We start from the raw sequence: 10,999 nt of genomic DNA, 5'->3' as shown, positions 1-10,999 counted from the left end.
TTCATTTACTAATTTGTTTTGAATATTTTCTATACACTGCTTCTGCTATGGGTTTAGTTATAGCAATATATTCCTTCATATAAGCAATATTGGCTTTAAGTGTATTAATTGTTTGAGAGCTTTCTAGTTTATTTGTATCAAAAAAAATAAATTTAGGGTAAGCTTTGTCCTTAACTGCCTTTTTTGTGTTAACTAAAAAAACTTGTAAATATATAACATATTCGAGTAACTGGCTCTCATATTTAGTTAACAAATCAAGTGTTTGCTCTTTTGGAAACACAGGTTCTTTTGGAATGCTAGCTATTGTTGTACATGCCATTACTAGCATTAATAGAGATATAAGTGTTAGATATTTTATTTTAAAAATATTCTTCATCATCTATCTCCTTTTGAAGAGCTTGTATCTTTTCAAGAGCTAATTGATTGCGTTTTTCTCTTAACTTTTCTAATAATTCTTTCTTGTCTTTACTATTAGAAGAGTTAGCAACAATTTGTCCAGCTACATTTATAATATCAATCATTTCTTCTTTATATCTCTCTTGTTCTCTAGCTTCACTATCTGCAATAATACTGTTGTATATATCTTGTGTAAAGCTTATTAGCTCATCAATAAGCCTGCTATTATCTACTATCTTGTTTATTGTAGGATGCTTTATGTTAACAAATTTTAGAATACTTGATACATTGTGCAGTAAACTTCCTATATAAACATTGCTTGTTTCTTGATGCTTAATAGCATATGTGCCTAAGGTTTTTATGCCTTCTTTTATAGTGCTATCTTGTTGTTGATTTAAATCTTTATCTTTAACCATTATAATCCTCCTTGTTAGTCTTGTTTATCTTTAATATGCAATATTTTTTTGATTATCTTTACACAGTCTATAAAAACAGGCCTTATTAGCCAAAAAATAGCTAATGTTGCTATTACAAGCCCAATGAACTTGTATAAATCAAGATTATGCAAAAAGTTTAGTATATCTTGCAAGTGTGCCACCTCCTTTACTTTATACTTTGTGTTTATAGCTTGAGTAGGTCTAGCGTATTGTTTGTAAATGTTATAACTTTGTACCATCCGTTATATATTTGAAATTGATGTCCTATATAATGTCCATTATTGTAATGAGCTTTTTGTCCCCATGTATCAAATCGGAATACTTCTCTTTTGTCTGATTCACCATCAAATTTAACATAAACACGCTTGACATTATTTTTTTCTCCATTACTGCCATAATAGACAGGTTCTATAGTAATAGCTAGATAAATAAAACTGTCTGATTTATTTTTATACCTTTGTGGTATTCTTATCTCTGATTCATTTTGTGACTCTAGTTTTAAGATAATATGCCTATCCCCATATTCTCCCTCATGTATGTAGGAGTCATTATTTAATATTCTTGTACCCCCAACCCATCTGGAATACCTCTTAGCCAAATAGGGCAATCTAATATTTCAATATCATCATCGCTTGAGTTGCGTAGAATAAACTGGTGGGTTTTTACTAGATTTGAAGCCTTGTGGGCATTTTTAAATGTGTCTTTTAGCTTAGATTTAAGATTACTATTAGATATTCCATCCCAATTTTTCATGTAGATAGAATCTGCATCATCTTTTTTTAGGTATGTCTCATGTGTATCTGAGCGAGTTATATAGGAATCTAGATTTAAAGCCTTCTTAAGGCACTCTATATTGTAGGCATTAAACTTATGAGTTTTAGAATCAAAAAAAGTAACCTTTTCATAACTAGCATCAATATTATTACTATCTGATGTATCATGGTTAGTGATTGCTTCTATAAATCTTTTAAATGAAGTAATTGATATTCTGTTTTTGCCCTTTTCATAAAAACATATATTATCTTCATTAATATTAATTGCTATTTCTGTATTAGAGGTATTAATAAGTTCACCTTTAACCTTTTTAAAGAAGTCTCTATAAGTAGCTTTAAAAGCAACACCATTTTCTTTACGAAGTAGTGTCACTAAATCGTCTTCTTTCCAATCATTAGCTTGTGTGGCATTGCTTATTGCTGTTTTGTGAGAATTAGGTTGATTTGGCACACCAAGAAGATGTTTATACATCTTATAAGCAAATGTTTTAAGGGTAATAGGAATTATTTGCTTAGTTTGATAGTCAAGATAGAATATAATCTCTCTTCTGCCTGTTGGCATAGAGTCTCTATTAATATTAATTTCTGAAAGAGAAGTATCTTTTTTTAAATCTGCTATAGTATCTAATTTTTCTAGATATTCTAATAACTTGGGTAAATCCTCATAAGTAGCTTCTCTTATTTGCTCATAAAAGTTTTTGTAAGTTATGGCATTACAACTGGTTAATGGGTCATCTAGTAGTAATAGGTCATTAGGTTCTGCTCTAAACTTCTTGTTTAAATCTTTGATTTGAATTTCATTATCTCTATCTATTTCCTGACTCATAACTCCTCCTTTATTAAGAATTTATCTATACTTTAAGATAGTATCTTTTTCTGCATCTTCTTCTTGTGAGTCTTCTAGAGAGTAGGATGCATGTGGAATTTGTGCTTTAAGCTTGTTTAAAATTTCTTGTTCTTTTCTCTCTTGTGCCAAGTTACTCATTATCATTTGATTATCCTTATCCTTAATACGTATAACTCTACCAACAGGGATAAGGCTTTTTATAAACTCGTAGATTGAACTTGTATAGTTTAGTGGCATATAGTTGAACATGAGCCTAAATTTAGATTTAGAGTGAGTAAGAACAATTTTTTTTAATTTGTAGAATTTCTCTCTGCCTACCGTCTTTTCTAACTTGTTATGTATGATATATCTTCTAAAGGAAGATTTAATATTATTTATTAGTTTGATTACAATCTCACCTGCCTGATCTTCATTGGTGCTAATCTCTACGTTGGTATAAAGATAACTTGCAAAAAGTAGGTTAAAACTATTGTCTGTTCCAATATGTTCTCTTGATAAGAGTACGCTATCAATTCCATTTACAATGTCGTATGTTAAGTTTTTATCAAGATGATAAACTTTAAAAAGTTTGGCTAAGAATTTAGCTATAAATCTAATCTTAAGATGAGCTTTAATGTTTTTTGAAGCAAAATTATTTGTAATCTCTTTTATCTGGGCAAGAATAAGTTTTTTATATTCAATTTCGTTGTCAATAAATTGTCCTAACTGTGTATTTCTTATAGTCTCTGGGATATCGTATGTAGGATTATGCTTAAAGTTCATAAATTATTCCTTGTCAATGTCAATGAATAGCCGCTGTGTAGTATCGAAAAGCAAAATCTCATTAGGGTTTACTTCTATGTCTTTATTAAATGTATACTGGCTATCGTTTATAGATTTATTCTCTGTTTTATCATCTTCTTTAACAAGAATTCCAATACGTATTGATTTTATTCCCTTAATCATGCTTACAGGTGCTAAGAAATCTTGATACGCAAAATCAATACCCATATCACGATAATTTGTATCAATTATTTGTTTATAAATTTCTCTAATCTTAGTGTCAATATCAATATGAATGTAATCTTTATGATTGATTTTGTAATAAGCCTTCATGTAGATATATTTAGGCTTACCTAAGCTAAATTTATAAGTCTTCTTTTGTAGCATATCATTAAGCCCGTCAACTTTAATATCCCCTATGAATGCGGTACCACTAGGCATGACTTTATAAAACACTTCCCATATTTGATTCTTAATTCGAGTGTTTAGTGTCTTAAAATCACCATTTAGAAAGTAAGATTTATCTGTAATTATTAAGAATGTGGCAACTATTCCTGCACCACTTGTAAGATTACAATATTTAACCCCATCAATTTGAAGGAATGCTTTTCTTACAGCATCAAAAGTAGAGCTACTTGGTATGCTAAGCTTATCTTCCCATTCTTTAAAAAAGTTACCACCCTCATCAATACGCTTAAATAAGTCACTTAATGCTATAAGTATTTGCCTATCAATTTCTGAGCTAGGATAATTAACTATGTCAAATATGCTATTTCGTGCTATAAGGATACCTTTCTTTTTAAGCATATCCTTTTTTTCATTTAGAATTTCTTCTGTTGATTTTACTGTAATACCATTATCTTGGGTAAATATGCTTGGACTACTCATATGCTAAATTCCATTGGTAAATAATCACCTTGTGTAAAGTAAAGATTAACCCTAGCTTGACCCTTAAGGTAGGTTGTATCAATGCTAGATAGATTAAGCTGTAATGCTGTAGCAATATTTGTAAAGAAGTGTTCTAATCTTTCTCTGTCTTTAAGTCGTAAGAGTTTAAGTAGGATATCATAATCAACTCCATACCCACTGTCCCAAGCAAGGCTGCCTTTAGGCAATTTTAAGTAAAGAAAAAGAGCCTGTTTTTGCTCCTCTATAGCATCTACCATACCTAAGTCATTGTTTAGGATACATTCAAATTTATCATTAACCTTTATGTCCATATATTAATTTTACCAAATTTGTGTTTTTTCTTTAGAAAAGTTGACCTTTTTGTCAATATTTATAGCAGTTTATAAGAGTAATTTATTAAGTTTTGTTTTAAGAATTGGCATTTGTAATTGTAAATCTTTCATGGCATCTAATTCTTGTACAAATTTTAACTTTTCTAGCGTGTTTATTAAGGAATTTAGAATATCATATAAGCTTGCATTATTGGTAGAAATTGATATAGGATTACTTGCTTTAATTTTAATCTTATTGGCATTTATATTTAAATCTTTTGATTCAATGTTAATTGACTCTTCTGCCTTTATATCAAGAGTGTGATTTTTTAATTCAAATTGATCAATATCAATAACAGCTTTTTCTATAGTCTTAATATCAATGCTGTTTATGATATAAAAGTATGTTTTATCAAAATAATTTGTATCCTCTATATCAAATAAATTGACACTTGATTGCAGTAGAATAACCTTATCATTTGTTTGCAAGTGAAGTTTCATATTTGATATATTTTTAGTTTCAATATTAAGACTACCAAATTCTGGTATTACTACTACCCCCTCTTGTGTTTTGTAGTCAAATTCCTTAACTATTCCTATTCTTGATATGAAAATATTTTCACACATTTTATCTAGTGTTTCATGGTGAACATATGCCATATTTTCTAAATTTGTGTAGTATCTAAATTCGCTATACTTTTGTGTTCTTGATTGCATAAATAAAAATCTCCTTCTAAATCATTTGTGAAAGTATATTCTTATCATCTTTTATGCTTAAATTGAGTACACAAGGCCCTCTACTAGACAAAAAAGCACTAGTTTCCTCTACTCTACCTGTTATAAGATTATTAAATCTATCATAAAAGGATACTCTATCATTAATAGCTATTTTGTGCGTATAAAGCACTTGTGCATTCCAATAAACTAATTGTTGCCTACTCTCTTGTGAATACTTTAAGTCTTGTTGAGGAATAAAGTGTAGTCCAAACTTTTCAAGTGCAAGTGGTTTAAATGATTTACTCTCATTTTCTCTGGCTGCTATAGATTTATAATAAAAGCGGTATATTATGTCTATATTATTATTCTTATCTTGTGGTTCTGCTTTACAAATAATTGTATAATTACGTGCTAATGCGGTTAAGAATTCATTTAACGAATTACATGTTAATGAATGGTTAATTTTAGTATTTGCGATATTTGCAGGTAAGAATAATTCCTCATTACCCTTAAATACCATGCTTATAGCTTGTGCTATTGACTTACCCTTTAAAATTAATGTTTCTCTTAATAAGTGGTGAATCTAGTCTTGTAGAGTCTTTTTGTTCTTGAAATATACTATTAATCTTTACGTTGAAAATAGAATTTGTTATGTCATAATCAACACTAAAATCTCTTGATAGATAATCTGTATCCATGGGTGTATGTATGAGTCCATTTAGTAGGAAGTGATACTCTCTTGAATAAGCAAGTTTTTTATAACTAATCTTAATAGCATCATGGAATTTAATATTGAGTCGCCTGTCTTGATTAAAAGTGAGTGGTACATTATATACTTTAAGAGTGCCTGATTTGTAAAGCATACCACTCTCTGCAGCATAATTATTGCCTATACTAATTTCTGTATAAGCTCTTGTCTTTTCTGTATCAATTGTAAGCTTAGGCTTAGATGCTACTATGTATTTAGCATCATCGTAATTATAAAATTCAATTTTAAAATCATATTTAATCACTGCTTAGGCTCTCCTGTTATTCAAATTCAAAATCCTCTATATAGCCTACTTCAATTTCTTCTATAGTAATTGATATATTATATGTACCCTCATATTCTGTGGGGCGTGAGACAAGACGCGGGATTTTTGTGTAGCCTATGTATCCTGTAAGTGGTGAGAAAAAGGAGAATGGGACTCCTGCTTTGACACGCTCTTCTAATTGTTTTCTAACCAAAGTTTTAGTTTCCCTAAATACTGCATTAAATGCGGGTATTCGCTTTAATGCTTCATCAAAAATAATTTTTTCATAAAAACTAGTCAAAATCCCCTCATTAAGTGTAATAGTGTACGGCTTACCATAGATATTGTAACTAGCATTTTGTAAGTTACGTGTTACAGGATTTATTACAGGATAAGTAGCACCGTCTTGTCCTGTTGATATTTCTATGTATTCATTTGTAGCCGATATTAGAAATAGTTGTGGAATAAACCCTAAACCTAGGAAGTCAAGACGGGGGTAAAGTGCCATCCAATTACTGCCACTACCAAATAAAACTATAATTTGATTACAAATCTCTAATATTAGCCGTGAGTTAGCCTTAATTGTTTTATATGCCTTCTCTCTCTCTAGTTTAAGACTAGGGTTATTAGTATCATCTAGGCCCCATGGAGAATCTTTGACTAAATCTAGTAATTTATCGGGATTTGTTATTTTTTTAAATAAATCAAAATTCATGCTACATGTCTCCTTTAAGTCCTACCTAGAGTGTCTTTAAGGGTAGCTTTGTCACGAAATCTTATATTAATTTGTTGTGTAGCATTAGATAAGGCATTTGTAAAGTTAGACATAGCTACTGCTGTGCTTGCAAGTGATTTATTAATCCCTTCTGTATTAATGTGACTAATATCAAGCCCATTACCTTTTTTATTACTAATACCTCTTTCTAGTATGTCTTCTGGACTTTGCCCTCTATCTCTTGCCTGCTTCCATTGTGATTTAATCATTTCATCATCTTTTTTAAATTTAAGGTATTTCTCTACTTCTTCCTTGCTAAGTTCTCGTGTCTCTTCTTTAAAGCCACCCATATAACCTTTTAACTGCTTTTTTAAAACGTAGTAATTATTGCCCTTTTTTTCTACCTTGTTATTAATATAGTCGGGTGTATACTCTTGCATGGTTGAATAACTACCAATGAATTTTGGCTTATTATATATATGTTTTAGTCTTTTTAATTCTTTCTTACGGTATTGCATTAAAGATATGTTTTCTTTCTGTTTCTCTGCTTGTATTTGGTTATTTGTGTACCAATTTGATGCGGAATCAATTGTAGCACCTGTCTTATAAGCTATTGTGTCACTTGTATTAGCCTGAGTCTCTGCAACAATGTTTGATGCCTTGGCTATACTTTTGTGTAAGTTAATCTTTTCTTTAACCCCTTCTGTATTTGTAATCTTATTGTTAAGTAATTGAATTACGTGTGTTAAGTCTTCCTCTATAAGTTTAGTGCCCGCTTGATTTGTTGCGTATTTGCGTTCTCTGTCTTGTTTTCCTAATTCTGTAAATCGACCGCCTTGAGCACCCAATTTCCTTGCTATACCATATAAACCGCTAATATCGCCCTTGCCTAATGATTCTACTATGTCAAATGCTTCACTAATACTTGCATATTGTGTCTGGACTAAGCTTAGTGCTAACTCTATTCCCTTGCGTGTAGCATTAGTGGTATTTCCGCCTCTTAAGGCATACATATTTTCTAGATTTAGAGAGCCTGCAATGATTTCCGATTCTAAGTTAAAATCAATACCCTTTTGGTTCATTTGCTTAATAATCTCATAGTTTATACTCTCACCCTTAGTGAGTTTAGGTATTGAGTTGGGATTAGCTTTATAAAGCTCACGCAATTTGTCAAAACTTCTACCACCTCTTTTGATATGAGCGTGTGCTTTACTCATATCTCTACTCTTGGTAGCCCCAAAGCCATCCTTAACTCCACCTGTTATAAAACTAGCTAAACCACTTATAAGATTGCCTGTAATATTGGCCATAGTTTGCGTTAAAAAGGTAGTATTTTTCTTAATTGCGGCAATAGCTTTAGAAAATTCACTAGTAGCTATACCATTTGTTTTAAGCTGTGCTAGTCTTTTCTTATAATATTCACTCTCTGTTTGTCTTGCTCTCTTCTCACCTTCTGCTCTGGCCTGCTCGTAACTTAATCCGGTTTTCATAAGTCGTGAGGTTTCTTGAAAAGTTTTCTTAATTCGCTTTTCATCTTCACGTCTAATGCGTGCCTCTTCCTTTTCCTTATAACGTCTTGCTTGTTTTTGAGCACGTATTTGTTCATTCTCTTGTGCCAATCGCTCTTTTAAAAATTGGCTTTCTATGTCACGGTCTACTTTAATCTTACTAATTTGTGTCTTACCCCTTTCATCCGCCTCACGAAGCTTACTCTTTTCCTTTATACCTAATCTGGAAAGACTATCCTTGAGTTCCTTAATGCGTGATTTTGATTCCGGTGTATTTGAGTTATTAAGTAATTGCTTAATTTCATCCTCTAGTGTTTTCTTTTTAAAAGCATATGCTTGTTTGATAGATTCCTTCTCTTGGATAAGATTTCTTTTAGTAAGATTAATATTTGTGCTTTTAGCATTAATATCAACTCTTAAGTCTTTTATACTTTTTTTAGCTAAACTTTTCTTAAGCTCATCTATTTTATTCTTAAAATAAGAAGTGTCAATGCCAATACGAGCGTCAACTTCTGCATCATTAATATTATTTATTATTTGCTTGTGAGCATTACCTGTATCTGCCTCTACTTTAACTGTAATAGGGATAGTAAATTTATCTGTGTCTTGTTCCATTGCCTTTATTCCTATCTTTTAGTGCATCGTATTCTTAGAGTGGAAATTTGTTTATTACAAACTTCCATTCCTCATACTCTAATTTTAGAATGCATGCTTTTCTTAGTAAGTTAAAATCTCTTCCATCAAGTTTCTTAATTTGCTCTAAATCATTGCAAATACCTAAGACTAGGGGTAGTATGTATTGATTTTCTCTACTCTTAAGTTCCTTTTCAACAAATTCCTTATATGCCTTATATATATTAGAAAAGCTAGAGTTTGGTTCTTGATTGCTACTCATTTAAATTTCCTACAGGGTTTGATTAAGCCTTAAGTTACTTTAGTCAAAAGATTAGTCACATACTCATAATTCCATTCATTTTCATTAATGTAGTCATATTTATTCAAATTAAGCTTTAAGTCTATAAAACCTTCTATATATATAAGTTTAGGTAATCGCTCTGTTTGTAGATTTTTAAATGTATCATACTGCAGGTTATAAACTATAAAAAATAAGTCTGTTTTATAAATTTCTGCAAATCTTTTATCTTTATCTATAATTTCGCAGTAAAAGAATTTCAAGAATGAATCATAAAATTCATGCTTAAATGAAGGTATCATGTGCTTTAATATAAGTTCAAATTTGTTTATGTCATAAATAGTATCTATTGTGTTATTAAATCCTAAAAGGGTATCCCATTCATACATTGACATAGTCTCTATTTCAAACTTAAGAGTATCGTTCTTGGTAAGTATTACTAATGAATAACGCATTTATACCTCCTTTTATTAGCTATCAACAAATTCGGTGCTACATTTTATTGCATTAAGAGTAAATGTAACTTCTGTAGAATCTTCAGGGTTATATGAAAGTTCGGAATAGCTTGTAAAGAATGCATGTTGTGTTGTAATCTTAACTCCGCCTTGTTTATCAAGAAAAGTTAAGGGCTTATAATTATCTTCTGGCCTTTGTTCACCATTTTCTTGTTTATTATAAAATGACATTAATTTTTTATAGTCAAAACTATTCTTAGTAACCTCTAATTCTATAATATAAAAATTAGTCTCTGGCTTTAGGAAAAATGCCATGTCACCTAGTGCTGATGTTTTAGCTATATCACTCTTACCCTTAGTTACCTTAATCCTTCCATGCTTAAACTCGTGCTCATTGAAAATAAATACGGTGTCTTTAAAAGTTTGAAAACTAGTGTGTCCACTGTATGTCATTTATTTACCCCCTTAAATATTGCATTAATATCTTCTGCTGTAATCTTTAGTACTACCTCATTAAAGCTATGATTGTATTGAACCATAACACTAAGTTCTGCTTTTAATGAGGCATCAACAGGTTCTATCTTGAGTTTGATATCACTGTATGAGTAAATAAGACCATTGTCCTTAAGTCTTTTAAAGAGTACCTCTAGTGCTGAAGTATATACATTAGAACTTGTACCCTCTAGTTGTGCTGAGCTTAATTTAGAGTTACTTCTGTTGTTTTGATTCCATATTCTTATAAGTTCTTGTGTTGCTTTGTTTTTTATATAGTAATATGTAAATATCTCATCAATAGGGCGTCCTGCAAGGTCAAGACCTTCCTTAATAGCAAGTACTCCATCATATCCTGTCTCATTAAGAAGGGTATAAAAATTAATATTACTCTTTCTTAAGCAACCAATAAGCTCTGTATCTGTTATAATAGGTTCTGCCTTGATTCTTATTCCATAAGGATTTGTAGCATGAAACATGCTAGCTTGATATAGATACTGTGATATAAACTTAACATGTGTATTATCATATTCCTTACCACCCTCTTTAGTAGTAGTTTCCTTGTTATAAAATAGAATAAGATTATCTAGCTCAGAGGAAATCTTACTCTTAAGTGCGTTAGGCAAGTCTTTTGTTGTTTTGCTAAATACAATGAAATTATTTGGGTTTGCAAGAGAAATGATATCTGCTGTGTGTTTTTCTTCACAAGGATTTATAAGACATACAAATGGATGTAAGTTTACTAAAAGAT

At 30.7% G+C, this 10,999-nt stretch carries 17 protein-coding genes; all 17 read right to left on the bottom strand.

Features of this window, described 5'->3' with window-relative positions:
• Position 1 precedes the first annotated feature (1 nt).
• On the bottom strand, positions 2 to 379 hold the full coding sequence (locus F0310_RS05175; RefSeq protein WP_232535979.1) for a BBA14 family lipoprotein: 378 nt from the start codon (positions 377 to 379) through the stop codon (positions 2 to 4).
• A complete protein-coding gene (locus F0310_RS05170; RefSeq protein WP_182117906.1) occupies positions 360 to 812 on the bottom strand; it encodes a hypothetical protein in 453 nt (150 codons plus the stop codon). Before F0310_RS05170 ends, F0310_RS05175 begins: the two co-directional genes overlap by 20 nt.
• 14 nt (positions 813 to 826) lie before the next feature.
• Positions 827 to 985 (bottom strand): hypothetical protein, encoded by a 159-nt coding sequence (locus F0310_RS05165; RefSeq protein WP_182117905.1) that lies wholly within the window; start codon positions 983 to 985, stop codon positions 827 to 829.
• Between the two features lie 32 nt (positions 986 to 1,017).
• A complete protein-coding gene (locus F0310_RS05160) occupies positions 1,018 to 1,431 on the bottom strand; it encodes a hypothetical protein (RefSeq protein WP_182117904.1) in 414 nt (137 codons plus the stop codon).
• The gene (locus F0310_RS05155; protein ID WP_182117903.1) at positions 1,386 to 2,432 is read right to left on the bottom strand and encodes a DUF685 domain-containing protein; all 1,047 of its coding nucleotides are present in this window, start codon (positions 2,430 to 2,432) and stop codon (positions 1,386 to 1,388) included. Before F0310_RS05155 ends, F0310_RS05160 begins: the two co-directional genes overlap by 46 nt.
• Positions 2,433 to 2,453: 21 nt before the next feature.
• On the bottom strand, positions 2,454 to 3,215 hold the full coding sequence (locus F0310_RS05150; protein ID WP_182117902.1) for a DUF735 family protein: 762 nt from the start codon (positions 3,213 to 3,215) through the stop codon (positions 2,454 to 2,456).
• 3 nt (positions 3,216 to 3,218) lie between these two features.
• On the bottom strand, positions 3,219 to 4,103 hold the full coding sequence (locus tag F0310_RS05145; RefSeq protein WP_182117901.1) for a DUF276 domain-containing protein: 885 nt from the start codon (positions 4,101 to 4,103) through the stop codon (positions 3,219 to 3,221).
• Positions 4,100 to 4,435: a GPW/gp25 family protein gene (locus F0310_RS05140; protein WP_182117900.1), complete on the bottom strand. Its 336-nt coding sequence runs from the start codon at positions 4,433 to 4,435 to the stop codon at positions 4,100 to 4,102. Before F0310_RS05140 ends, F0310_RS05145 begins: the two co-directional genes overlap by 4 nt.
• A gap of 69 nt (positions 4,436 to 4,504) precedes the next feature.
• Complete coding sequence (locus F0310_RS05135) at positions 4,505 to 5,152, bottom strand: DUF777 family protein (protein WP_182117899.1); 648 nt, start codon at positions 5,150 to 5,152, stop codon at positions 4,505 to 4,507.
• A 16-nt stretch (positions 5,153 to 5,168) separates the two neighbouring features.
• The gene (locus tag F0310_RS05895; protein ID WP_182117907.1) at positions 5,169 to 5,672 is read right to left on the bottom strand and encodes a DUF693 family protein; all 504 of its coding nucleotides are present in this window, start codon (positions 5,670 to 5,672) and stop codon (positions 5,169 to 5,171) included.
• A 22-nt stretch (positions 5,673 to 5,694) separates the two neighbouring features.
• The gene (locus F0310_RS05890) at positions 5,695 to 6,165 is read right to left on the bottom strand and encodes a DUF693 family protein (protein WP_182117898.1); all 471 of its coding nucleotides are present in this window, start codon (positions 6,163 to 6,165) and stop codon (positions 5,695 to 5,697) included.
• Positions 6,166 to 6,181: 16 nt separating this feature from the next.
• A complete protein-coding gene (locus F0310_RS05120; protein ID WP_182117897.1) occupies positions 6,182 to 6,880 on the bottom strand; it encodes a DUF792 family protein in 699 nt (232 codons plus the stop codon).
• Positions 6,881 to 6,894: 14 nt separating this feature from the next.
• Entirely contained in the window at positions 6,895 to 9,003 is a 2,109-nt protein-coding gene (locus F0310_RS05115; protein ID WP_182117896.1) for a CDK-activating kinase assembly factor MAT1, read from the bottom strand.
• A 34-nt stretch (positions 9,004 to 9,037) separates the two neighbouring features.
• A complete protein-coding gene (locus tag F0310_RS05110; protein WP_182117895.1) occupies positions 9,038 to 9,283 on the bottom strand; it encodes a hypothetical protein in 246 nt (81 codons plus the stop codon).
• 29 nt (positions 9,284 to 9,312) lie between these two features.
• Positions 9,313 to 9,756 carry a DUF1473 family protein gene (locus F0310_RS05105; RefSeq protein ID WP_182117894.1) on the bottom strand — a complete coding sequence of 148 codons (444 nt, stop codon included), beginning with the start codon at positions 9,754 to 9,756 and terminating at the stop codon, positions 9,313 to 9,315.
• Positions 9,757 to 9,771: 15 nt separating this feature from the next.
• On the bottom strand, positions 9,772 to 10,209 hold the full coding sequence (locus tag F0310_RS05100) for a DUF1463 family protein (protein WP_182117893.1): 438 nt from the start codon (positions 10,207 to 10,209) through the stop codon (positions 9,772 to 9,774).
• Positions 10,206 to 10,999: DUF787 family protein (locus tag F0310_RS05095; protein ID WP_182117892.1), on the bottom strand; the 794-nt coding region annotated here is incomplete at its 5' end. The genes F0310_RS05095 and F0310_RS05100, both read right to left, overlap by 4 nt.

Source organism: Borrelia sp. A-FGy1, from assembly GCF_014084025.1.
Lineage (GTDB): Bacteria > Spirochaetota > Spirochaetia > Borreliales > Borreliaceae > Borrelia.
This window is presented reverse-complemented; position numbering and strand designations above follow the sequence as displayed.